The 24,256-nt window shown below is 66.8% G+C and carries 21 protein-coding genes; 13 read left to right on the top strand and 8 right to left on the bottom strand.

Annotated elements, in window-relative coordinates:
• Positions 1-13: 13 nt before the first annotated feature.
• From AB0J29_RS09745 to AB0J29_RS09730, 4 genes are all read left to right on the top strand, one after another.
• Positions 14-469, top strand: coding sequence for a thioredoxin family protein (locus tag AB0J29_RS09745; RefSeq protein ID WP_364782106.1), 456 nt, complete (start codon positions 14-16; stop codon positions 467-469).
• On the top strand, positions 466-1,503 hold the full coding sequence (locus AB0J29_RS09740; protein ID WP_364782103.1) for a glycoside hydrolase family 172 protein: 1,038 nt from the start codon (positions 466-468) through the stop codon (positions 1,501-1,503). The genes AB0J29_RS09745 and AB0J29_RS09740 overlap by 4 nt, the downstream gene beginning before the upstream one ends.
• Before the next feature lie 126 nt (positions 1,504-1,629).
• The gene (locus tag AB0J29_RS09735; protein ID WP_364782100.1) at positions 1,630-2,826 is read left to right on the top strand and encodes a histidine kinase; all 1,197 of its coding nucleotides are present in this window, start codon (positions 1,630-1,632) and stop codon (positions 2,824-2,826) included.
• A complete protein-coding gene (locus tag AB0J29_RS09730) occupies positions 2,823-3,467 on the top strand; it encodes a response regulator transcription factor (protein ID WP_364782097.1) in 645 nt (214 codons plus the stop codon). Before AB0J29_RS09735 ends, AB0J29_RS09730 begins: the two co-directional genes overlap by 4 nt.
• Position 3,468: 1 nt before the next feature.
• On the opposite strand, the gene AB0J29_RS09725 is transcribed toward AB0J29_RS09730, so the two are convergent.
• Positions 3,469-3,843 carry a DUF952 domain-containing protein gene (locus AB0J29_RS09725; RefSeq protein WP_364782094.1) on the bottom strand — a complete coding sequence of 125 codons (375 nt, stop codon included), beginning with the start codon at positions 3,841-3,843 and terminating at the stop codon, positions 3,469-3,471.
• A 274-nt stretch (positions 3,844-4,117) separates the two neighbouring features.
• Between AB0J29_RS09725 and AB0J29_RS09720 the strand changes: the two genes are divergently transcribed.
• On the top strand, positions 4,118-4,312 hold the full coding sequence (locus AB0J29_RS09720) for a hypothetical protein (protein ID WP_364494568.1): 195 nt from the start codon (positions 4,118-4,120) through the stop codon (positions 4,310-4,312).
• A gap of 186 nt (positions 4,313-4,498) precedes the next feature.
• Here the strand turns inward: AB0J29_RS09720 and AB0J29_RS09715 are convergent, their stop codons facing one another.
• Positions 4,499-5,215: a TetR/AcrR family transcriptional regulator C-terminal domain-containing protein gene (locus tag AB0J29_RS09715; protein ID WP_364782349.1), complete on the bottom strand. Its 717-nt coding sequence runs from the start codon at positions 5,213-5,215 to the stop codon at positions 4,499-4,501.
• A 143-nt stretch (positions 5,216-5,358) separates the two neighbouring features.
• Between AB0J29_RS09715 and AB0J29_RS09710 the strand changes: the two genes are divergently transcribed.
• Both AB0J29_RS09710 and AB0J29_RS09705 read left to right on the top strand, forming a co-directional pair.
• A complete protein-coding gene (locus AB0J29_RS09710) occupies positions 5,359-7,203 on the top strand; it encodes a DEAD/DEAH box helicase (protein WP_364782091.1) in 1,845 nt (614 codons plus the stop codon).
• Positions 7,203-7,781, top strand: coding sequence for a hypothetical protein (locus AB0J29_RS09705; protein ID WP_364782088.1), 579 nt, complete (start codon positions 7,203-7,205; stop codon positions 7,779-7,781). The genes AB0J29_RS09710 and AB0J29_RS09705 overlap by 1 nt, the downstream gene beginning before the upstream one ends.
• Positions 7,782-8,324: 543 nt before the next feature.
• On the opposite strand, the gene AB0J29_RS09700 is transcribed toward AB0J29_RS09705, so the two are convergent.
• On the bottom strand, positions 8,325-9,065 hold the full coding sequence (locus AB0J29_RS09700; RefSeq protein ID WP_364782085.1) for an SDR family oxidoreductase: 741 nt from the start codon (positions 9,063-9,065) through the stop codon (positions 8,325-8,327).
• A gap of 107 nt (positions 9,066-9,172) precedes the next feature.
• On the opposite strand from AB0J29_RS09700, the gene AB0J29_RS09695 reads away from it, so the two are divergent.
• The gene (locus tag AB0J29_RS09695; protein ID WP_364782082.1) at positions 9,173-9,781 is read left to right on the top strand and encodes a TetR/AcrR family transcriptional regulator; all 609 of its coding nucleotides are present in this window, start codon (positions 9,173-9,175) and stop codon (positions 9,779-9,781) included.
• A 64-nt stretch (positions 9,782-9,845) separates the two neighbouring features.
• On the opposite strand, the gene AB0J29_RS09690 is transcribed toward AB0J29_RS09695, so the two are convergent.
• Positions 9,846-11,552 (bottom strand): DEAD/DEAH box helicase, encoded by a 1,707-nt coding sequence (locus tag AB0J29_RS09690; protein WP_364782079.1) that lies wholly within the window; start codon positions 11,550-11,552, stop codon positions 9,846-9,848.
• Positions 11,553-11,924: 372 nt separating this feature from the next.
• Here AB0J29_RS09690 and AB0J29_RS09685 point away from each other — a divergent pair, with 372 nt between their 5' ends.
• On the top strand, positions 11,925-13,001 hold the full coding sequence (locus AB0J29_RS09685; protein WP_364782346.1) for a YihY/virulence factor BrkB family protein: 1,077 nt from the start codon (positions 11,925-11,927) through the stop codon (positions 12,999-13,001).
• Here the strand turns inward: AB0J29_RS09685 and AB0J29_RS09680 are convergent.
• On the bottom strand, positions 12,977-13,210 hold the full coding sequence (locus tag AB0J29_RS09680; RefSeq protein ID WP_364782076.1) for a DUF3039 domain-containing protein: 234 nt from the start codon (positions 13,208-13,210) through the stop codon (positions 12,977-12,979). The genes AB0J29_RS09685 and AB0J29_RS09680 overlap by 25 nt on opposite strands.
• Before the next feature lie 171 nt (positions 13,211-13,381).
• On the opposite strand from AB0J29_RS09680, the gene AB0J29_RS09675 reads away from it, so the two are divergent.
• A complete protein-coding gene (locus AB0J29_RS09675; protein ID WP_364782343.1) occupies positions 13,382-13,735 on the top strand; it encodes a DUF3099 domain-containing protein in 354 nt (117 codons plus the stop codon).
• A 239-nt stretch (positions 13,736-13,974) separates the two neighbouring features.
• On the opposite strand, the gene AB0J29_RS09670 is transcribed toward AB0J29_RS09675, so the two are convergent.
• Complete coding sequence (locus AB0J29_RS09670; RefSeq protein WP_364782073.1) at positions 13,975-15,252, bottom strand: MFS transporter; 1,278 nt, start codon at positions 15,250-15,252, stop codon at positions 13,975-13,977.
• 274 nt (positions 15,253-15,526) lie between these two features.
• Between AB0J29_RS09670 and AB0J29_RS09665 the strand changes: the two genes are divergently transcribed.
• The 3 genes from AB0J29_RS09665 (at position 15,527) to AB0J29_RS09655 (ending at position 19,025) form a co-directional block, all read left to right on the top strand.
• A complete protein-coding gene (locus AB0J29_RS09665; RefSeq protein WP_364782070.1) occupies positions 15,527-16,267 on the top strand; it encodes a VOC family protein in 741 nt (246 codons plus the stop codon).
• Between the two features lie 76 nt (positions 16,268-16,343).
• Complete coding sequence (locus AB0J29_RS09660) at positions 16,344-17,861, top strand: methyltransferase (RefSeq protein ID WP_364782067.1); 1,518 nt, start codon at positions 16,344-16,346, stop codon at positions 17,859-17,861.
• Between the two features lie 195 nt (positions 17,862-18,056).
• A complete protein-coding gene (locus tag AB0J29_RS09655) occupies positions 18,057-19,025 on the top strand; it encodes a sigma-70 family RNA polymerase sigma factor (protein WP_364782064.1) in 969 nt (322 codons plus the stop codon).
• Positions 19,026-20,076: 1,051 nt separating this feature from the next.
• Here AB0J29_RS09655 and AB0J29_RS09650 read toward each other — a convergent pair.
• The gene (locus AB0J29_RS09650) at positions 20,077-22,845 is read right to left on the bottom strand and encodes a GNAT family N-acetyltransferase (RefSeq protein WP_364782061.1); all 2,769 of its coding nucleotides are present in this window, start codon (positions 22,843-22,845) and stop codon (positions 20,077-20,079) included.
• Positions 22,838-24,115: an acetoin utilization protein AcuC gene (locus AB0J29_RS09645; protein ID WP_364782058.1), complete on the bottom strand. Its 1,278-nt coding sequence runs from the start codon at positions 24,113-24,115 to the stop codon at positions 22,838-22,840. The genes AB0J29_RS09650 and AB0J29_RS09645 overlap by 8 nt, the downstream gene beginning before the upstream one ends.
• Between the last annotated feature and the right edge of the window lie 141 nt (positions 24,116-24,256).

Here is a 24,256-nt window from a genome sequence, read left to right as displayed (position 1 = left end):
CTCGATGCCGACAATGACCGTGACCCGAAATAATTTCGATGCGACCGTCGCGAACAGCTACATCGTGCTGATCGATTGGGGTGCGCAGTGGTGTGAACCGTCGCGCCGATTCGCCGAGGTCTTCGCGGAATCCGCGGATCTACACCCCGAAATCGTCTACGGCACAGTGGATATCGATGCGGAGAAACAGCTGACCGAAATGGCTGGGGTCTCGGCCTACCCGACGCTCATGGCGTTCCGCGAGGGCTTGCTGGTCTATTCGGAGGCCGGTGCCCTGCCCGCCGAGACGATGGAAGATTTGGTACAGCAGATCCTCTGGCTGGATATGGACCAATTCCGGCGCGAGCTCGCGCAGCTCTCGGCCACCGTCGCGGTCGGCGAACCCGAGCAGCCACCGACCACCGTCTCCTATCAGAAGCGCGCAGGCCACGCCGCCGCCACCGACCGATACGGTTGGCCGGGACTGTGACCGTCCCAGGGTCGGCATCGGAACTCTGGCGGCTCGACGCCGCGCGGACCCGCTCGGTCAGCGCGGAGAATCCGACCGGCTCCCCGGGTGCGGGGGCGCGCGCGATCGAGGGCACCGGCGCATATGCGGCGCGGCGGCTCGGCCCCGGCTGGAAAGTCTCCCCGTCCATACACCTCGGTGCGGGCGCAACCGTGACGCTCGCAAATATTTCCGGCCCCGGTGTGCTGCGCCACTGCTGGCTCACCACCGAACGCACCGTGCTGCGGCTGCTCACACTGCGTATCCACTGGGACGACGAACCCGAGCCATCGATCGACCTGCCACTCGGCGATTTCTTCTGCAACGGCTGGGACGAACTGGCCCTGGTGCAGTCCGAGATGGTGGTCGTCGCGCCCGCCGGTGGTCTGAACAGCTTCTGGCCCATGCCTTTTCGTGAGCACGCCAGGATCACACTGCACAACGGCAGTGACCGTGCGGTACCGGTCTACTACCAATTCACCTATACCGAGGAGGATGTCCCCGACCCCGCCGGATATCTGCACGCGCTACGACGCCACAGCACGCCACTCGGCGCGCCCGCCGTGCACACGATTCTCGACGCGGTACCGGGTCCCGGCCGATATGTCGGCACCTACCTGGCGATTCGGCCCGGTGCGCCGGGCTGGTGGGGCGAAGGCGAGCTGAAGTTCTACCTCGACGGCGACACCACCCATCCGACCCTGTGCGGTACCGGCACCGAGGACTACTTCGGTGGTGCATGGAATTTCGATCTCGACGGCGCTTACCGCACGTATTCCACACCCTATCTGGGCCTGCATCAGGTCCTGCCGCCCGATGAGATCTACCAGCCGCAGCAGCGGTTCGGCATGTACCGCTGGCATATTCGCGATCCGATCTGCTTCCGACAGGACTTGCGCGTGACGATTCAGGCGCTCGGCTGGCACGACGACGGCACCTACCTTCCGCTGACCGAAGCCGATATCGCGACCACGGCGCTGTGGTACCAGAGCCACCTGACCGCCGAAACGGGCTGACCACCCCACAGGCCCGCGATCGCACCGCTCCGCAGCGGCCGGGTCCGAGCCCGTCGGTCATCGGATCGACCGGAACTCATTCCTTCGGCGGACCCGGGGACGCGGGACGTGTGCTGTGATGGGTCGATGCGGCGGCAGTGGGAAGCTTTGTCGGCGACAGCGCAGGACGCGCTGGTCGCCGCCTTCGCGTTCGCGATCGGCGTCGCGCTCTATCCGACCGGCCTGTTCGAGTTGGCCAGTGACCTGAGTCGCCACCCGTCGCTGCCGGTGCGGTTCGGGGTGCTCGCGCTGATCTGCGTGGCGACGTTCCTGCGGCGTCGCCTGCCGATATCGGCGCTCGGCATCGGGCTGATTCCATTCGCCATCGATTTCGCGCTGGGTCCGACAGTGCCGGTCTGGCTCATCTATTCGGATCTGATCTATGCGGGCGTGCTGTATGCCAAGGGTGCACGCTCGCGTGTCCTGGTCGTGGCGTGCGGGGTGATCTCGGCCACACTGACCGTCCTCGCGCTGGTGCTCGGCGACTGGCGGGTCGCGGTGATCACCATTGCCGCGCTGTTCGCGTTCGTCGCGACCCCGCTGTGGTGGGCACTGACGGTACGTGGGCACAAGGAGATCGCCGAGGCCGAGCGCAAACGCGCACAGGCGATGACGTTGGTCGCCGAATTGGATCGGCGCGCGGCCATCGCCGATGAACGCAAGATGATGGCACGCGATCTGCACGATGTGATCGCCGGACATCTGTCGGCCATCGCCATCCAGTCCGAAGCGGCGCTGGGGGTGCTCGCCCGGCAGGACACCGATCCCACTGTCGCCGGTATCATTTCGTCGATCCGGTCCAATAGTGTCAGCGCACTGCAGGAGATGCGCACCATGATCGGTCTGCTGCGCCGCGACGATGGCGCCGAGGACGATGTGGCCGCGCCGCGCAAACTGGCCCAGCTGCCGATTCTCGTCGATGCGGCCCGCGCGGCCGGAATCACCGTGCGGGTGCGGAATTCACTGAACAAGACTTCGCTGCCGAGCGCCGTCGACCAGGCCGCCTACCGAATCGTCCAGGAAGCATTGACGAATGCCATGAAACACGCACCGGGACAGGAGGTCGATATCGACGTGCGGACGGAGACAACGGATTTGGTTCTCTCGGTGCGCAATCCCACCGTGGCGGTGCACAATCGCCCGAACGACGAGGAGCGCCACAGCGGTCTGACGAATATGCGGGAGCGGGCCGTGGCGCTCGGCGGCACCTTCACCGCCGGGCCCGGTCCCGCCGGCTGGGAAGTCCTTGCGCGGCTGCCGATCTCGACGACGGAGGTGTCATGATCCGGGTACTGATCGCCGACGATCACGGCGCGATCCGGGCCGGACTGCGGATGATCCTGGAGACGGCAGCGGGGATCGAGGTAGTCGGCGAGGCCGCCGACGGCGATATCGCGGTGACGCAGGCCAAGGCACTGCGCCCGGATGTGGTGCTGATGGATGTACGCATGCCGGGCGTCGATGGTATCACCGCCACCGGCCGCATCACCCACGACGGCCTGGCCAGGGTGCTCATTCTGACGACCTTCGATCTGGACGAGTACGTCTTCCGGACGCTGCGCGCCGGTGCGGCCGGCTTCGTGCTGAAATCCGCGTCGGGACAGGCAATTGTCAATGCGGTGCGCGCGGTCGCCGCCGGTGACGGGGTGCTCGCGCCCGAGGTGACCGCCGCGGTGATCAATGCGTTCGCCGCGACCGATGGCGCACCCAGCGCGCCCGCACCGGACGGACTGGCCGAGCTGACCGAACGCGAACGCGAGGTGCTCGACTGTCTCGGTGACGGTCTGTCCAATGCGCAGATTGCCGCGCGGCTGTTCATCGGCGAGACGACGGTCAAGACACATGTCTCACGGGTACTCACCAAACTCGGTGTGCGGTCCCGGGTTCAGGCCGCCATCGTGGCGCGCGAGGCCAGGGACCGGTAGATCACGACTCCGGAAAGTTCGGATCGAGCGCGGCGAAGGTGCCGTCCTGGCCGGGCTGATACTCGATCACGGCGATGACCGCGCCGACCGGCAGCGGACCGTACAGATGTGGGAACAGCATCGACTCGGGATCGGTGGGCACACCCGGTTCCCATTTCACCGGCGCACCGACGCGGGCCGGATCGACGCGCAGCAGCACCATGTCACGCCGTCCGGCGAACAGTCGATTGGCGGGCAGATGCGCCTGCTGCGGCGTGGACAGATGAATGAATCCGATCTCCTCGAACGACTCCGGGCGGTACTCGCCGGTCCGCCGCGCGGTCAGCCATTCGGCGAGCGTGCAAATGTGAACAAGCGTGTGAGTGTCGTAGTTCACGGGTAATCTCCCGGTAGACAACTGGATAGGCCTGTTCGTGATCGTGGTCGAGTGGAGTTCGAATACATAACCAGTGATGTTCGCCAGTAGCGAAATCCCAGGTCGTGTTACCGAAAACACACTGAATCACTTCCGGGAACAAAGCCCCCGTCCCGAACGTCTGACAGAGTAGTCATACCCCTGCTGGGAAGTAGCGGTAGCGAGCCCGCGGAGTGACCACGGGCCCCACACCAGGTGAACGGACTGTAGTGCCGGGAGCCAGGACGGAGGAGTCATGCCAGGAACCCTGACAAGCACCCCACTGACCGCGGTCGATCGTTGCGACCGCTGCGGTGCTGCCGCACGAGTTCGTGCCGTATTGCCCGCAGGTGGCGAGTTGCTCTTCTGCCAGCACCACGCGAATGAACACGTGGATCGCTTGCGTGAGCTCGAAGCCGTGATCGATACGGAATCGGCTCCCGAGCTCTGACCGATCCTCGCGTCCCGACACAACAGCATCGAACAATAGAACATCGCTGATAGACGACAGCGGGCGACTTTCGAGTCGCCCGCTGTCGGCATTTCCGCACTGTGCTGCTGGTCACTCGCCGGCGCTCGGCTCCGGCATGACCGAGCGATGCTCGGCCTTGTCCACTGTTCGCTCGCTGGCGCTCGCTCACGCGGTGCCGAGATCGGCGAGGATGCCGTCCAGCAGTTTGGCGAGCCCGAAGGCGAAGGCACCCTGCGGGTCCGACGGCGCTTGATAGCGTTCGCCTACCGCCGCACCGACCCGCGCGGCGATCGGGAACTCCTCGACCGACATGACCTCGGTCAGCAGCGGGCCGTGCTGCTCCCACCACTGCGCGTCGGTCAACTCCGCGATGCTGCGAATTCCGGAAATCGCCATCCGCGCATTGCCGGTCGCGAATTCCGACAGCACCGCGATCACCCGATCCATAGCCAGATCCGATAACCCGATCCCCTCGATCGCGGCCAGCTGACGTTCATAGCGGCGCATCCGGCCCGGACCGAGCACCAGCCGCCATGGTGGCACCTCGAGCAGCCACGGATGCGCGATCAGTTCCGCACGGACCTGCTCGGCGATCGCGGCCATACGGTCACGGACCGCAAAATCGGTCGGGATGGGCACGTCCTGCAGCGCGACCGCATCGACCATCAGCACGGTCAAAGCTTCCTTGCTCGGCACATAGGTATAGAGGCTCATCGGGCGCAGCCCCAGTTCGGCGGCAACCGCACGGATCGATACCTTCTCGTACCCGTCCCGATCGGCGAGGGCGATCGCAGCTGCGATGACCGCATCGACGCTCACCATCTGCTTCGGCCCGCGCCCGCCGGATCGCGGCGGCAGAGCATGTCGCCATAGCAGGCTCATCAACTCTTTCGCCTGGTCGGTCACATGGCCCTCTCGGAATTAATCCAGTACGCCGTACGTTGTTATAATACTCCGTACACCATACGACGATCTAGGGGACCACTCTGCCCACCACACAGGCCACCTATCGACCCGAGCGCCACATGTTCGCGCTGTGGACTTGGACCGGCTCCGCGCCCGGCCGCGCGCCCGACGGCAATCAGGAAACGCTTTCTTTAGCCGTACCTACGGGTCCGCGCGGCGCGATCGAGGTCGCCGATGTCGATTGCGCACTCGTCGATCCGGACGAACTGTTGCATCTCGACCTCGGTGACGCGGGCCCGTCCGTCCATGCTTGGCGCGCGGTGCTGCTGGACGGAGTCGAGCCGCGCGATACCCACAACACATCTCGCGCGGATGCCGCCGTGACCGGCCAGGCGGACGGCCCGGCGAAGCTCCGCACACAGGCGCGGTGCGAGCCGAAAAGCGGCCTCGACGATGCAGTGTCGCTGCCGATCGCGGCGCACGCGATCCCCGACGCCGCTGGGACGGCGATCGTGTCCGCCGAGCGCGCGGCGCGAGTGTTGCGTGAAACCCGGTGTTTCGGCGCGGAATTGCGGACGGGACTGAAGGCGGAGCTGCGGCCGTATCAGGTGCGCGGCGTTGGCTGGTTGCATGAGACCGTCTCGGCGCACGGTGGGGCGCTATTGGCCGATGAGATGGGGCTCGGGAAGACGGTGCAGACCATTGGGTTTCTGCACGGGCGAGCCGGAGATGGAGCGCAGCTGGTGGTTTGTCCGACGTCGTTGGTCGGGAACTGGGCACATGAGATCTCGCGGTTCGCGCCGGGGCTGCGGGCGGTGGTGTGGCGCGGGGGTGAGGTCACGGATGCGGCCGGGACCGTTGTGGTGACCGGGTATCCGATGTTGCGGTTGCACGGCGATGTATTGGCCGACCGATCCTGGGCGACAGTCGTTTTCGATGAAGCGCAGGCATTGAAGAATCCACGTACCCAGGTATCCAAGGCGGCGCGAGCCTTGCCGGCACAGGCGAAGGTCGCGCTGACGGGTACGCCGGTGGAGAACCATCTCGACGAACTGTGGGCGCTGCTCAATCTGGTGGCGCCGCGACTGTTCGGGCATCGCACGCAGTTCCGGCGTCGCTTCGTCCGGCCGATTCACGAGGGTTCGACAACCGCGGCGGCCCGGCTGCGGGATGCGCTCGAACCGGTACTGTTGGCGCGCAAGAAGGCTCAGGTCGCCGCATCGCTGCCTGCCAAGATCCACAGCGATCTGCTCTGCGATCTGACCAGCGAACAGGAGCGGCTCTACGACCAACTGCTCGACAAGGCGATCGATGACGGCTTCGGCCATGGCGCGCAACGGCAGAGCCGGGTACTCGCCGCGCTGACCGCCCTCAAACAGGTCTGCAACCATCCGGGACTGATCACCGGTGAGCTCGGCGAATTGGCGGGTCGGTCCGGAAAGCTGGACCTGTGCACAGACATCGTGGCCAACAATCTCGAAACCGCTGCTCCGACACTGATATTCACCCAGTACCGCGCCACCGGCGACCTGCTGGTCCGCCATCTGCACGAACAGTTCGGCGTGCGGGCGCCGTTCTTCCACGGTGGCCTGAATCAGGCCGAGCGCGCCGAGATCGTTTCGGGCTTCCAAACCGAGAACGGTCCGCCCGTCTTGATCCTGAGTCTGCGCGCCGCGGGCACGGGACTCACCCTGACGCGCGCCGCCGATGTCATCCACTTCGACCGGTGGTGGAATCCGGCGGTGGAAGCCCAGGCGTCCGACCGAGTGCACCGCATCGGCCAGACCCGCACGGTCACCATCACCACCCTGACCTCGGGCACCACCGTCGAGGAGCATATCGCGGGCATGCACGACCGCAAATCCGCCCTCGCGGACCTCGACGATTCGGCGGGCATCGCCGCTCTGGCCCGCCTCGATGACGACCAGCTCATCGATATCCTGCGCCGCAAGAGGGAGAACTGATGGCGGATAACGAATTCGGGTACACGGCATGGGGTATGGACTGGGTCCGGCTCGCCGAACCCCTGCGCCAGACCCGACCCGACCCGCTACTCCCCCGTGCCCGCAGCATTGCCCGCAATAATGGCGTGCAAGCGACCGTCGAAGGCCGCATCGTGCGCGCCGCCATCCACCGCGGTGGGCAGGCCTCGGTAACCCACCTCGAAGTCGCGCCGCTACCCCGCTCGACCATCACGACAATCAGCGAAATCATCCCGGATACAACAGTTCTCACTGATGAGATGCACCGGGCACTGGTCAGCGCCAGCATCAGCCCGGCACCCAACCCGGCTGGAACGGACTGCTCCTGTTCGGCCCGCACCGCCCGCTGCGTGCACGTCCTCGCGGTGTACTACGACATGGCCCGCCGCGTGGACGAGAACCCGCGCCTGACTCTGGAGATCCAGGGATATTTCCAAGCGGCACAGGAAGATTCGATAGTACCGGTCGAGTCACCCCGTTGGACCTCGATCAACGGACTCGACCCTGCGGACTACTTCGACCGGTGGATGCCCGAGCCGAACAGATCGCCGACGCCCTGACCCGCAATCCCGCCGACCCCTCCGCCCTTGCCGAATTCGCCGTCGACGCCGCCACGAGCCCGGACACCCAGGCCCACTTGGTCCTCGCCGAATCTCCTTCGGCCAGTGGCGAACCCTGCCCGCCTCGCCGCCCCTCTTCCGCTACCGGCCGAAGGCCTGCCGATCGCCTGCATCGCGGGCCGAATCGGCATGCCCTCGACGGAACGCCCGGTCCGGTGGCCACCGCACTCGTTGCCGCGGCGCAACGCCAGGTCATCGTGGAGCTGATCGGCGACGTGGCCGCGCTCGAAATGCTCTACCCGGTAGGCGATCCGAGAGCTCGAGGCCGGAGAAGACGCGGAAGTCCGAGAGTCCGGCCGCGGCGGCCAGCGGCCCCGTGCGGCGCACGTCGCCGCCTTCCGCCGCACCGTCGGTGTCTCCCCCCGCCGCTACTTCGCCCGGTAATCGGGCCCGGCAGCGGCTCGCCCTGGATCTGCGAGGAGATATCTCACCCAGCGTCAGCGCCGACAACGGTCGCGCGCCGCGGATCGAGCGGCGGCGGAATCAGGCGTTGGTGCCGCCGTCGACAGTGAAGGTCGCGCCGGTGATGCTGCGGCCGGAGGGGCCGGCGAGGAAGGTTACGGTGGCGGCGATGTCGTCGGTGGTGCCGAAGCGGCCGAGGGCAGTCAGGTCGATTTGGTGGGCGGCGTGGTCGCCGTCGGCCGGGTTCATATCGGTGTCGGTGGAGCCGGGCTGCACCAGGTTGACCGTGATATTGCGTGGACCGAGTTCGCGAGCAAGGGCTTTCGTGAACCCGTTGAGTGCGGATTTGCTCAGGTTGTACAGGGCGAGTCCGCCGAATGCGGCGCGCTCGGACAGGTTGCTGCCGATACTGATGATCCGCCCACCCTCGGTCATATGCCCGACCGCAGCCTGCGCACCGACGAACGCCGCGCGCGCGTGGATATTGAGCGCGCGGTCGATCTCGTCGACGGCGAACTCCTCGAACGGCTTGGCCGGGAAGATGCCCGCGTTATTGACCAGCACGTCGAGCCTGCCGAGTTCGGCCGCGGCCCGATGCACCGCTGCGATAACCGCGTCCGCGTCGGCGCTGTCCGCTTGGATAGCGATCGCGCGCCGCCCCAATGCTTCCGCCTCGGCGACCACCGATTTCGCCAGCACTTCGTTGTGCTGATAGGTCAGCGCCACATCCGCGCCCGCGGCGGCCAGGTGCCGGACGATCGCCGCTCCGATCCCACGGCTGCCTCCGGTGACCAGCGCCACTTTGCCCGTCAGATCCGACATCGCAACTCCTCCAAATTCTGTGTCGATCAGTACATAAATAGCTAAGCGCATGGGCGACAACGGCGTCAAGGGGTATATTTAACGATCGACACAGAAAGGATCGGGCCATGGCCGAACGTGGACGACCACGCGCATTCGACCGCGAGGTCGCGCTGCGTCGCGCCATGGAGGTGTTCTGGGAGCACGGCTACGAGGGCTCGTCGATGAGCGATCTCACCGCGGCGATGGGTATCAACTCACCGAGCCTGTACGCCGCGTTCGGCGGTAAGGAGGATTTGTTCCGCGCGGCGGTCGGCCTGTACGGCGAGACCGAAGGCGGCTACACCGCCCGCGCCCTGCGCGAGGAACCCACCGCACGCGCCAGCATCGAAGCGATGCTGCGCGACAACGCCGCTGCCTATACCCACGCGGACAAACCGCATGGCTGCATGGTCGTGTTGGCGGGCTCGACCTACACCACCCGCAGCGAAACCATCCGCGACTTCCTGGTCGAAAAGCGCCGCGAGACAACCGAAGACATCCGCAAACGCCTGGATCGTGGTGTCGTGGAAGGCGATCTGCCCGCGGACACCGATACCGCCGCCCTCGCCGGCTTCTACACCACCGTCCTGTACGGCCTGTCGATTCAGGCCCGCGACGGCGTTTCGCACACCGAACTCACTCAATCCATCGACTGCGCCCTGTCGGCGTGGCCCGCAGCGACCAGCGCACGCTGATCGCCAGCAGTTACCTCCGGCCCAGCGGTTACTTCCGGCCCAGCTGTTACTTCCGGCCCAGCTGTTACTTCCGTCGCAGGGCGGCGATGCGCTCACCGAGTTGGTCCGCGGTGGCCAATGCCGTTGGCGGACCGCCGCATTCGCGGCGCAACTCGCCATGGATCACACCGTGCGGCTTGCCGGTGCGATGGTGGTGCATGGCGACCAGGCTGTTCAGCTCGCGACGCAGCTCACCGAGCTTATCCGCGGTCGCGACCCGCTCGGCGGCCGAGGCGACTTGCGGACCGGGATCGGGGATCGCGGCCGCACCGCGTTCGGCCAGCTGCCTCGACTGACGTTCCCGCAGCAGCGCCCGCATCTGCTCCGCGTCCAACAGTCCCGGAATCCCGAGATAGTCCGCCTCCTCGGCGCTGCCCGCGAAAGTTGCTGTGCCGAAGGAGGATCCGTCGTAGATGACCTGGTCGAGTTCGGCGTCGGCGGCGAGCGCGACGAAGGGCTTCTCGTCCTCGCCGGGCTCGTCCTGCTGCTTGTTCGCCTCGATCAGCAGCTCGTCCTCGAGGCCGTTCTGCTCCCGGTGCGGTTTGCCGATGACGTGATCGCGCTGCAGCTCGAGCTGCGCGGCCAGATCGAGCAGCACCGGCACCGACGGCAGGAATACACTGGCGGTCTCGCCGGGCTTGCGCGCGCGCACGAACCGGCCGATGGCCTGGGCGAAGTACAGCGGTGTCGAGGCGCTGGTCGCGTAGACGCCGACCGCGAGGCGCGGCACGTCGACGCCCTCGGACACCATCCGCACCGCGACCATCCACGGCTGGGTGTTCTTGCCGAATTCGGCGATCCGGTCCGAGGAGGACGGATCATCCGACAGCACCACCGCGGGCCGCTCGCCCGTGATGTGTTCCAGCAGTTCGGCGTAATCGCGGGCCCGCTCCTGGTCGGTGGCGATCACCAGACCACCGGCATCGGGCATACCGGTCGCACGCAACTGGCGCAACCGGGTATCCGCGGCGACCAGCACCTTGGACATCCAGTCGCCGGCCGGATCCAGTGCGGTCCGCCACGCGCGGGCGGTGTGTTCGGCACTCAGCGGCTCACCGAGGCGAGCCGAATACTCCTCCCCCGCACTGTCGCGCCAGTGCGCCTCACCGGAATACGCGAGGAAGACAACGGGCCGGACCACGCCGTCGGCCAATGCGTCCGCATAGCCGTAGGTGTGGTCGGCGCGCGAGCGCGGGAAGCCGGCCTCATCGGGTTCGTAGGTGACGAACGGGATCTGGCTGTCGTCGCTGCGGAACGGTGTTCCGGTCAGCGCGAGCCGCCGGGTGGCGTCACCGAATGCCTCGGCGGTCGCCTCACCCCAGGTCTTCGCATCGCCCGCATGGTGGATCTCGTCGAGAATCACCAGTGTTCTGCGTCTTTCGGTGCGGACGCGGTGCCGGGCGGGATGTGAGGCGATCTGTGCGTAGGTGACCACGACGCCGTGATAGTCGCCGGAGGTCGCACCGGTCGCGTTGGAGAAGCGCGAATCCAGCTGAATGCCCACGCGGGCCGCGGATTGGGCCCACTGATGTTTGAGGTGTTCGGTCGGGGCAACCACGGTGACCTGGTCGACGGTGCGGTCGGCCAGCAACTCGGCCGCGACCCGCAGCGCGAAGGTCGTCTTACCCGCGCCTGGCGTAGCCACCGCGAGGAAGTCCCTCGGCTTGGTGGACAAGTACTTCATCAGGGCTCGGCGCTGCCAGGCACGTAGCGAACCACCTGTGGACCCCACGGCGCTCGATGTTTGCGAATCGCCCGGTGTTCCCGCTTCTCCCGCCACAGCGGTGCCACCCGACCCAGTCACGAAGACGACCCTAGCTGCCCCCCATGGCGTGTCGCCAAACCGACGCGGCATGGGCGACGGGCATCACATGCCGAACCATGCGCCACGCCGTGTTCATCTGCTCCTTATCGACACGATGCGATGGCAAACCGGAACAAAATGCTCGGATGCGCAATGCTGTTAGGCATCATGCCCGAAGAAAGTGCCCCACCGCGCAACACCCCGGGGACCGGCGACCAGCCGATCCGCAGCGGCGGAGGCGGCGCGGAATCCACTGCGGCGACCTATGCACGCAACGCCGCGACGCGGGTCGCGCATGCCATGCAACAGGGCGGCAAACTTGTCATGCGGGTGATGGTGAGGTCATGGAACGATTCGATTTTCACCAAATCCGCGGCCGCGGCGTTCTGGCAGACGATGTCGCTGGCACCGCTGCTGCTCGGGGTGCTCGGCAGCCTCGGTTACGTGGGGGAATGGTTCGGACCCGACACCGTGGAGATCGTCGAGCAGAAGATCATCGCGTTCAGCCGCGACCTGTTCAGCCCCAGTGTGGTGAGCGATCTGATCGAACCAACCGTCAAAGATGTGCTCGGTCGCGGACGCGCGGCCTTCGTCTCGGTGGGTTTCGTCATGTCGCTGTGGGCCGGATCCTCGGCGATGTCGACGTTCGTGGATTCGATCGTCGAGGCGCACGGTCAGCAGGATGCCCGGCATCCGGTGTGGCAGCGCATCTTCGCTCTGCTGCTGTATGTGCTGTTCCTGGTCGTCGCAGTGTTCCTATTGCCGGTGATCGCAGTGGGGCCGACCTTGATCGGACGGGTGCTGCCGGATTCGTGGCGGGAACCCGGGCTGCAATTGATCGATGCGTTCTATTACCCGGGCGTCGGCCTGCTGTTGATCATCGGGCTGACCACGCTGTACAAGCTGGCGCTGCACAAATCGCTGCCGTGGCATCGCCTGTTCGGCGGGGCGCTCGTCGCGGGCGTGTTCTTCATGGCCGCCAGCGAGGCGCTGCGCCGCTATCTCGCCTGGGTCACCAAGACCGGCGTCAGCTATGGCGCGCTCGCGACGCCGATCGCATTCCTGCTGTTCACGTACTTCCTGGGCTTCGCGGTCATCCTCGGCGCGGAATTCAATGCCACGGTGCAGGAATTCTGGCCCGCCCGCGGCACCCGTATCGACCAGGTGAAGGCATGGCTGTCCAAACAGTTGGGCGGAGACGACCCCGACACCGACCGAGATGATCCGGGCACAGTGCAGCCCCCGGATCCATCGGAGGCTCAGGGGCCGACCGAGCGGACAGACGGCACCGCCGACGATGCCGCCCGAACTCAGCTCAGCGCACCCCGCGGTGCGTCATCGCGGGCGCGGTCTCAGCCCTTGCGCAAGCTGTCGTAGACCTTCTTGCACTCCGGGCAGACCGGCGAACCGGGCTTCGGCGACCGCGTCACCGGGAAGACCTCACCGCAGAGGGCGACCACGTGGGTGCCCATGACGGCACTTTCGGCGATCCTGTCTTTCTTCACGTAGTGGAAGAACTTCGGGATGTCGTCGCCCGTTGTCTCGTCGGTGGTCGTATCCGGGCGAACCAGGGTGTCGGTACTCACGCAATCCATGATGCCGCATCCGTGCGAGCTCGACTGATGACGGTCGATGTTCGTCCGCTGACCAGGCCATGTGCGGTGCGCCCTCGACAGTGGGAGACTCAGGATATGCAGCAGTACGGCGATAACCCCGACGCCGACGACATCGGCAGCGATGATCGCCCGGACGTGACGATGCCGACGCCGCCCCGCAAGTCCACCGGCTACTTCCCCGGCAATGACAAGAAGCACCCGGTGCTGATCACCGAGGCCGCGCCGTCGCTGGAGGATCAGCACCGCGCCAGGGTCCGCCGCTACACCACCATCATGGCGTTCCGCATTCCCTGCCTGATCCTCGCCGCGGTCGCCTACAGCGTATTCAGCAACGCCCTGCTCTCGATCCTGATCATCGCCGCCTCGATTCCACTGCCCTGGATCGCCGTCCTCATCGCCAACGACCGCCCGCCGCGCAGCAAGGACGAACCCAGCCGCTGGGACTGCCCGCGCACCGCGATCGAATCGCGCCCGCACCGCGCCATCGACTCCTGACGCGGTCCCTGCGTCCAGGTCCGGGTCCAGGTCCAGGTCCAGGTCCAGGTCCAGGTCCAGCAACGAAACGGTGCCGAAGCCCAACCACGCCGGTGCCGACACGCCCCATTGACGCTGCACAAATGATCACCATGCAACACGTCGACTTGGGTTCAGGGGTGTATGGAACAGGTTGTCCGGGTTCGACAGCAGCTGATCCGGGACGTGGGAACACCACCAGCGCATTCTCGGCGCTGGCTTCAGTGGTGGCGGCGGATGCCGGAGGACATCAAGGCTGCTGCGGCGCAGAGGGCTCCGGCGATGCACCAAGCGAGGTTGTAGGAGCCTTGGACATCGCGGATGATGCCGGCCCCGGTGGCAGCTATGGCGGAGCCGATCTGGTGCGACGCGAAGACCCAACCGAAGGCGACTGGGCCGTCCGCGCCGAAGAGCTCGCGGCAGAGCGTGACCGTCGGCGGGACGGTGGCGATCCAATCCAGGCCGTAGAAGATGATGAACACCCACATGCTCGGCTGCGTGTCCGGCGCGAACAGCGACGGCAGGATCAGTAGCGACAGCCCGCGCAGGGTGTAGTAGCCAACCAGCAGGTAGCGGGGGTCGACCCGGTCGGTGAGCCAGCCGGAGAAGATGGTGCCCGCCACGTCGAAGACGCCGACCAGTGCCAGCAGGCCGGCGGCGGTGGTCGGCGGCATGCCGTGGTCGTGTGCGGCGCTGACGAAATGAGTGCCGACCAAGCCGTTCGTCGACGCGCCGCAGATCGCGAATCCGCCTGCGAGCAGCCAGAATCCGGGACTGCGCGCGATCGTGGCCAGGACTGTCAGCGCCCGGGTCGCACCGCCGCTCGCCCGCACGCGCAGCCCAACTGTGCTGCCCGGTTCGGCACCGTACGCGGAAACGCCCGCGTCACTGGGGAAGTCGCGGATGAACAGCAGGACCAGCGGCACCACCGCCAGCGCGACACCCGCGACGATCAGCGAGGGCACCCGCCAACCGTGCGCGTGTGCCACCGCGGACACCAGCGGCAGGAAGATCAGCTGTCCGGTCGCGCCCGCCGCGGTGAGCACGCCGGTCACCAGTCCGCGCTGACGCACGAACCAGCGACCGGTGATCGTCGCCACGAACGGCATGGACATCGATCCGACGCCGACCCCGACCAAGAGCCCCCACGTCGCTACCAAATGCCAAGGCTGGGTCATGAATACGGTGAGCCCGCTACCCGTCGCGACGAGCACCAGTGCGGATGCCACTACTCGGCGGATACCGAATCGGTCCATCAGCGCCGCCGCGAACGGCGAAATCAGCCCATACAACAGCAGATTCAGCGAGACCGCGGCCCCGATGGTGCCATGCGACCAGCCGAACTCCTCGTGCAGCGGATCCAATAGCACACTCGGTACCGACCGGAACGCCGCCGCGCCCAATAGCGCGATGAAACCCACGCCGGCGACGATCCAGGCGGGATGCAGCCGCCTCGGCACGGAATCGACAGGTACCGGAGGCGTCTGCAGTTCAGTCACCCGCTGAGCGTGCCGGAATCTCGCCCATCGAACGAGTGGCCGAAATGCCATAAACCGCCAAGATCGTGCCAGTTACCGCCGATCCGAAACCGGCTCGACACCATCGCGGGTCGACACCTACTGTGTGGTGGGGGTAAAAGACGGGAACTCCCTCAGCGTCAGTGATGTGTGACACATTCGCGCCACCCGGGCGCGGGCGCCGCCGAATCGCCAGAAGATGCACAACCGCACACCGATGGCGGCGCGGGAACTTCCGCAGGAAACAGGAGAAAGCATGATTCGGTGGGTCTGGGCCTTCCTCGACCGCCCGACGCAACGTTTCGACGAATGCGCGACATTCTGGTCGACGATCACCGACACCCAACTCTCGCCGCGACGCGGTGAGAACGACGAATTCCTCACGCTCCTACCGGATCCCGCACTCTTCGCCGATGCGGGCGTCAAGATGCAGGCGGTGACCGGACTCGGTCGGGTCCACCTCGATATCGACGTCGACGACGTCACCACCGCGGTCCGTATCGCACTCGACCTGGACGCCGAGCTGGTCGCCAACCACAAGAGCTACGCCGTGCTGCGCTCACCGGGTGGTCAGATCTTCTGCTTCACCCCCTGCGGCCGGGCGAAGGGCACTCCCGCCCCGGCCGTGCGCGCTCCGGACGGCATCCTCACCCGACTAGACCAGGTCTGCCTCGATATCGGCCCGACCGACCACGCCGCCGAAACCCGCTTCTGGACCACCCTCACCAGCTGGGATCTGACACAGGGTCGCCTGCCCGAATTCGCCCGGCTGCGCGCGAAAGAGCCGATGCCCGTACAGCTGCTGCTACAGCGCCTCGGTGCGGACCGCCCCGCCAGCGCCCACATCGACCTCGCCTCGGCCGATATCGACGCCACCGCCGCCTGGCACCAGTCCCTCGGCGCGACTCTGGTCGAGCACCATGAGCACTGGATCGTCATGTCCGATCCGGCCGATGCGCCCTACTGCATCACCGGCCGCGATCCGAACGGCGTCTGAGGACCGCGCGAGCACTGTCGGTGTGACACGACGACCACGTTCGGTTGCTGGCGTGTCGCGGTGGCAGAGTACCGGTGTGCCTACCAACCAGACGACCACCGGATCGCTGCTCACCGCGCTATGCCCCAATCTGCGGTCCGCGCTGACCCGCGTCGGCTATGACGCCGACACGCTGCTGGACGTGCTCGGCACCGACGCGCACGCCGCACTGGGCCGCTCCGAACCGGTACCGGTCCGGCGGGCCGCTCGCCAGGCGGGCGCGCTCGGCAGCTTGATCCGCCTGTTGCTGCTCGGTGACGCACTGCCCGAACGCGAGGTCGCGACCGCACTGGCACCGGTGGATATCGACCGCGCGGTGGCGGCGGGGCTGCTCGCCCGCGACGGTGACGATGTGCGCGCGGCCCTCGACCTGCGCCCGCTCGACGCAGGCGAAGGCACCCGCTGGATCCTGTCCGACCTCGACGATTCCATGTTCCGGCGCACCCTGACCGAAGATCATGTGCTCGGCGTCGGCCACGCCTCCCTCTCGCTGCTGCGCGCCACCCCTACCCGCCGCGTCGGATCGGCTCTCGACCTCGGCACCGGCTGTGGCGTCCAGGCCGTCCACGCCGCCGCCTACGCGGACCGGGTGACCGCGACAGACGTCAACCCGCGCGCCCTGTGGCTGGCCGAGGCGACAGCCGCACTCAACGGACTCGATATCGAACTCCTGGCCGGTTCATGGTTCGAGCCGGTGGCCGGTCGCCGCTTCGACCAGGTGGTCGCCAATCCGCCGTTCGTCGTCGGGCCCGCCCGCATCGAACACACCTACCGCGACTCCGGCCTGGCCCTCGACGGCGCAAGCGAATTGGTGATATCGCAGGCCCCCGCCCTGCTCGCACCCGGCGGCACCGCCGCGATGCTGGCCGCATGGGTGCACGTGGACGGCGAGGACTGGCGCCAACGCGTCTCGTCCTGGCTGCCCGCACACGGTGTCGATGCCTGGGTGGTCCAACGCGATATCGCCGATCCAGCCCTGTACGTCGGAACCTGGCTACGTGACGCTGGATTGGATCCGCGCGATCCGGCCGCACAGGCCCGCGCCGAACAGTGGCTCGACGCCTTCACCGCCGCGGATGTCGACGGGATCGGTTTCGGCTTCGTCTATCTGCGTGCCATCGACGGCCCGACCGAACTGCTCGCCGAGGACCTGACGCACGGCTTCGACGATCCGCTCGGCGCCGAGGCCACCGAGTATTTCGCGCGCTCGGCCTGGTTGCGCCACGTCACCGCCGACGAAAGTCTCGCCTGGTCAACACGTTTCGTAGTCGATCCCGCGACGGCACTGGAACGGGTCTACCTGCACAGCGAGCTCGGTTGGGAGCAGCAGGTCGCGCGGCTGCACCGCGGCGACGGCCCGCGCTGGCAGCATGAAGTTGATGAATCCACCATCGCCCTCGTCGCGGGAATGCGGGCCGACGGCTTGCCGTTACAAGAGCTGCTGGAACTGCTCGCACTCGCCGCCGGATCGGGCGAGGTCACCGAGGAGTTCGCGGCCGACGCATTGTCCGTGGTGACCGGATTGGTTCGCCACGGTTTGGTGCGGCCCGTGTAACGCGGTGGCAAGCGCTCGCAACCCGCCGGACGCCGTGCGCAGGGGCTGTTCCGACAGTGGGGGGGTTCTCAGGAACTTCTCAGACGCGAGTGACGGAAACTGCAGTTCAGAGCGGTTTATCGGAGCAGTAGCGGGGAACTTTCTACCTGTCGGGTCCGTTGTTCGGAGTGAGACACCACCGACAGGAGGCAAGTCATGACAAGCCCCGCCACGACTCGTGTGCGCACCAGCGATTCGGACCTCGACGCCCAGAGCCCTGCAGCCGACCTGGTACGTGTGTACCTGAACGGGATCGGCCGTACCGCATTGCTCACGGCAGCTGACGAGGTCGAGCTGGCCAGGCGCATCGAGGCGGGCCTCTATGCGCAGCATCTGCTGGAGACCGGCAAGCGACTGTCGGCCACCCGCAAGCACGATCTGGTCATCGTCGTTCGCGAAGGTCAGGCCGCACGCTCGCATCTGCTCGAAGCCAACCTCCGGCTCGTGGTCTCCCTCGCCAAGCGCTACACCGGCCGCGGTATGCCGCTGCTGGACCTGATCCAGGAAGGCAACCTCGGCCTGATCAGGGCAATGGAGAAGTTCGACTACGCCAAGGGCTTCAAGTTCTCCACCTATGCCACCTGGTGGATTCGGCAGGCCATCACCCGCGGTATGGCCGATCAGAGCCGCACCATCCGCCTCCCCGTGCATCTGGTCGAGCAGGTCAACAAGCTGGCCAGGATCAAGCGGGAACTGCATCAGCAACTCGGTCGCGAGGCCACCGACGCCGAACTGGCCAATGAGTCCGGTATTCCGGTCGACAAGATCTCCGATCTGCTGGACCACAGCCGCGACCCGGTAAGCCTGGACATGCCGGTCGGCAATGACGAAGAAGCCCCGCTGGGCGATTTCATCGAGGACTCCGAGGCCACCTCGGCCGAGTCCGCGGTCATCGCCGGACTGTTGCATCACGATGTGCGCAGTGTGCTCGCCACCCTGGACGAGCGGGAGCAGCAGGTTATCCGCCTGCGCTTCGGCTTGGACGACGGCCAGCCGCGCACCCTCGATCAGATCGGCAAGCTCTTCGGGCTCTCCCGCGAGCGTGTTCGTCAGATAGAGCGTGAGGTCATGTCGAAGCTGCGCAAGGGTGAACGGGCCGACCGCCTGCGCGCCTACGCCAGCTGATCCCCGCAACTCGTGCCGGTGATCCCGGCACGTGCCCATGACGCCGGACTACTCCGAGGTGGGTCCGGTGTCCGGCTTGGCGACCCGGTCCGGGTCACCTCGAAACGCCGACCGGTGACCGCGCGTCCCGCCCCCTCCGGGTTTCGCGCGAGCCGGTCGGCGAACCTCCTCAATCCCTGAGTCCGTTGTCGACCGTGACGTTCTCCGGTTTCAGTTCGAGTGCGGAGTTCTCCGCCCGCAGGGCGAGCAGGATCGCGAAATCCTCCTACACTCGACCGCTACCGATGCTGGCCTGGACGAGTTGTGCGGTGGTCGCCGGCGAGCGACATCGGCACGTCGAGTTCGGCGGGCCGCGCCGAGGCCGAGGTCGAAATCCTCGCGCAGCAGGATCGGGGTGAAAGTCGGTGTGTAATCGAGGTTGACGAAGGCCGGGATCTTGTAGCGGGAGAAGACTGACCCCATGACCTGTCGTTGAGGAAGTCCATGAAGGCCACGCGGGATACTCCGCCCTTCTCCGCCAGAACGGCGATCTCGGCACCGAGCAGGACCGGATCCCGCATTACGACATCGGCCGCGAAGCCGCCCGCATGCTCCTCGAATCCATCGCCGAACCCGACCGCGCCCCTCGGTCCTCCTCTCCCCCGTCACACACGCCTCCACCGCCCCACCCCAGCGCTGACCTATCGCGACATTGCCCCTGCTCCCGACGCAGCTGTGGTCCACGTACGCAGCTGTGGTCCACGTACACCACGCACTGCCGAGCGAATCGGTCCACGCTCTACTTCGGCAGCGATTCGCATCAGCCAATGCGAGACCCACAACGCCCACCAGTGCAGCCAATCGCCGCCGTGCTGACCGACCAGCGCAGCACGCCCTGGCTCCGCTACCCGGTCGACGAGCGCCGAGAGTCCGAATGCACCGGTCGCCGCAACAGCCAGTCCATCCGCTACCCGGCAGCGATGTGCATCAGGCGACGCGGGACTCCGACACGCATGTGTGCTGCAGATTGCTGCGTTGACCGGGCGACACGCGGAGGCGGGGGTTACGGGGCTCAGCCGAGACGGCGGGGGCCGGTGTCGAAGCGGCTGGGTTGGGGGCCGAAGCGGGCTCGGGCGTAGAGGATTGCGGCGGCATTGGCGGAGGCGAGTATGGGATCAAAGGATAGTTCGCGCATTTCGGGGAGGTCGTCGAAGAGGGCCGAGACGCGTTGGGCGAGTTCGACCAGGGCGGGTTTGTCGACGCGCGGGCTGGCGCGGGTGCCGGAGAGGAGCGGGGCGGCGCGCGGGGCGTCGATGAGGGCGGTTGCTTCGTCTGCGGTGAGTGGGAGCGCGCGGTAGGCACGGTCGCCGAGGAGTTCGATGATCATGCCGGAGAGACCGAATTCGATGACCGAACCGAAGGACGGATCGTCCTGCACCCGCAGCACACAGCCGACACCAGGGGTGGCCATCTTCTGAATGTGCACGGCGGGGTCACCGCAGAGTTCCACCAGATGCGAATAGGCCTGGCGAACGGCCTCCGGGCGCCACAGGTCCAGTCGGACGCCGCTGAGATCCGGTCGGCGCCGCCACATTTCGCCGGTCGCCTTGGCCGCCACTGGATAGCCGAGTTCCTCGGCCGCCGCTGCCGCTTCGTCGGCGCTGCGCACCTCGCGGAATTCGACAACGTGAATTCCGTAGCACTCCAACAGATCCACGGCTTCCAGATCGGTGAGCCAACGCCCATCGGAGTCGCGCATCCATCCGGCGACGAGCCGCTTGGCCCGGTCCGCATCGATACCCGCCGGACGGATCACCGTCGACACCGGTTTCGTGCGCCACTGTGCGTACCGGTGTGCCCTGGCCAGCGCCCGTGCGGCGCGCTCCGGATCCGGATAGGACGGTATAGAGCCACGCGCCGCCGTACCGCTCGGACCGCGCACCGCCAATAGGTTCGGAATCCCTTGCTCGGCAACAAAAGTGGTGAGAATGGGTTTACCCGCATCGGGCACGGCCGCCGCGGCCTCGCGAATGGATTCGGCGAAGCCGGCCATCGGCAGTGGCACCGGTGGCGCGAAAACCACGATTACCGCGTCGATCTCATCCGACCGCAACGCGGCGACCACCGCGTCCAGATACGCACCCGGGGTCGCGTCCGGCCCCAGGCTCACCGGATCGCCGATCGAATCCTCGTCCACCACACGCTCGGTCGGGCGTGGGCGCCGAACGCCGTCGTTCGGCACCGTGGCGGGCCGCCGAACCTCGAGCCCCTCCCCGCGCGCGGCATCGACGGCCAGCCAGTTCAATGCCGCGCTATTGCCTATCACGGCGACCCGCGGACCCGCGGGCAGTGGCTGATAGCCCAGCAGCGCCGCACAGTCGAACAGCTCCGAAATCGAGTCGACCTGAACGATTCCCGACTGCGTGAACAGGTCCCGCACGATGGATCGGTCCATATCGCCGGCCGGCTGAGCCCGCGCGGCCAATCGCCCACTGCTCACTGCGACGATCGGTTTACTCCGCGCGACCCTACGCGCGATACGGGAGAATTTGCGCGGGTTACCGAAGCTCTCCAAATACAGGAGGATCACATCGGTGGCGGAATCGGTGTCCCAGTATTGCAGCAGGTCATTGCCGGACACATCCGCGCGATTGCCCGCCGAGACGAAGGTCGACAAACCGAGGTTGCGCGCGGCGGCCTCGCCGAGGATGGCCGCACCCAAGGGCCCGGACTGGCAGAAGAATCCGATGCGTCCGCGCCCGGGCAGCACCGAGGCGAGCGTGGCATTCAGGGAAACCGCGGCATCGGTATTGGCGATACCGAGCGCACTTGGTCCGACCACTCGCATCCCGTGTCCGCGAGCCGCGGCGACCAACTCGTGTTCGGCTACGACACCGCCCGCGCCGGTCTCCCCGAAGCCCGCGGTCAGCACGACCAATCCTTTGACGCCCTTGGCCATACAGTCGTCGAGAACCGAGCCGATTGCCTCCGGCGGCACGGCGACCACCGCGAGATCCACCTCATCGGGAATATCGCGCACGGTCGGGTAGGCCCGCACCCCGCGCACCGATCGCCGGTTCGGATTGACCGGGAACACCGGCCCCTGGAAGACCCCGGACAGCAGGTTGGCCAAGATCACTCCGCCGACCCGGGCCGGGCCCACGGTGGCGCCGATCACCGCGACCGAACGCGGGGCGAGCAGATTGCCGACGCTGCGCGCCTCCGAGGCGCGCTCACGCGAATCCCGCACCGAGAGCAGCGCTTCGGTCGGATCGATGGCGAATTCCAGATGCAGCACCGACCCGTCCCTGGCCCGCTCCACCTGATAGCCCGCGTCGCGGAATACGGTGACCATCACGGTGTTCTCGGCGAGCACCTCCGCGACGAATGTCTCGATCTTGTTCTCGGCGGCCGCACCCGCGAGATGTTCGAGGAGAATCGACCCGAGTCCACGTCCCTGATGTTCGTCGGCCACCACGAATGCGACCTCGGCGGCGCGCGGTCCGGTGCGGTCGGTCAGCAGTTCGTAGCGGCCGACCGCGATGATCGCCTCACCGAGTACGAGCAGCAAACCGACCCGATCGTGATGGTCGACGTGGGTGGAGCGGTACAGATCCTTGGGCGAAATACGCGGGTACGGACCGAAGTAGCGCAGATACCGGGAGCGATCCGACAGTGCGGTGTGGAACTCCTGCAGCCGCTCGGCATCGCCGGGCGTGATCGGGCACAGTCGCACCACGCCGCCGTCGGAGGCGAGGACATCGGCGAACCAGTGTTGCGGCGGCGGTGGCGGCACCACGGGCGTGCTCGGGGAGTCCGGGACGGGCGGGTTCTCAGTCACGGGGGTCCTCCGGATCCAGGCCGAACAGCCCGAAGGTGGCTCGGCGGGTAGCCAATACGGCCGTATCGACAGCGCGTTGCGCACGGTCGGTGCGCGCGTCCCCCGTCTCCCCGGTGCCGCCGGGACCATCCCACGGATGGTAGGAGGTGTCACCGCCGTCACCCATGGTGCGCGGCGGGTCGACGGTCGGTGCCGCGGAACGGATCATATCGATCCAGTCGTGCGGCACCGCGGTTTCCGGTGCGATGGTGCGATCCAGTGCGGTCGCCAGTAGATGCGTCCAGGCGCGTGGCACCACGCGCACCAGGCCGTAACCACCGCCACCGACAGCGAGCCAACGGCCCTCGGCGTATTCGTCGGCCAGATCGCGCATGGCGATGAAGGCGGCGCGTTGACCGTCGACGGTCAGTTCCATATCGGCCAGTGGGTCCTCACGATGGGTGTCGACACCGCATTGGCTGACCACGATCTGCGGCCGGAAGGCGGCCAGCGCGCCGGGCACGATCGCATGAAAGCCGCGCAGCCACTGGGGATCTCGGGTGCCGGGCAGGACCGCCAGATTGATCGCGGTGCCCTCGGCGGCGCCGTGACCGATCTCCTCCGGCCAGCCGGTATTGGGCCACAGGGTGGCCGGGTGCTGATGAATCGAGATCGTCAGCACCCGCGGGTCACCGTAGAAGGCGCGCTGCACACCGTCGCCGTGATGCACGTCGATATCGATGTAGGCGATCCGATCGAATCCGTTGTCCAGCAGCCAGGAGATGGCCACGGCCGCATCGTTGTAGACGCAGAATCCGGCCGCAGAATCCGGCATCGCGTGATGCATGCCGCCGCCGATGCTCACCGCGCGCCTGGTCCGACCATGGGCGATCTCGCGCGCGGCGGCCAATGTGCCGCCGACGATCACCGAGGCCGCCTGATGCATCCGCGGGAACACCGGATTATCCGGCGAGCCGAGGCCGTACGGCGGCGCGAGCGGCGCACCCGCGGGCGGTGTGGCATGTGCGACGGCCTCGATGTAGTCGGCAGTGTGGACACGCAGCAAATCGGATACTTCGGCCTGCTCGGGCACCAATCGCTCGACGCCGTCGAGTATTCCGAGACTTTCCGCCAGGGCCATGGTGAACTTCAGGCGCACCGGATTCATCGGGTGCTCCGGCGTCCATGCGTAGTCGAGAAAGCGGTCGGTCCAGACAACGGTCCCGGATCGCGTCTCGCGATCACCTTTGTCGAGCGGCGCGGACTGTTCGCCGTGCGGTGCAGTGTCCATGCTCGCAACGCTACGCGGGAAGGTAACTGGCCCGTTGGGCGTTCGTATGCAGTAGAAATACAAGCAACAGCGAACCACGGTGACGGGCCGTGCGCCGACAGAATTCCCACAGCGCGGTCACGGGTGTAGCGCGAAACCAAG

The organism is Nocardia sp. NPDC049707, from assembly GCF_040674855.1.
In the GTDB taxonomy this organism is placed as follows: Bacteria; Actinomycetota; Actinomycetes; order Mycobacteriales; family Mycobacteriaceae; genus Nocardia.
This window is presented reverse-complemented; position numbering and strand designations above follow the sequence as displayed.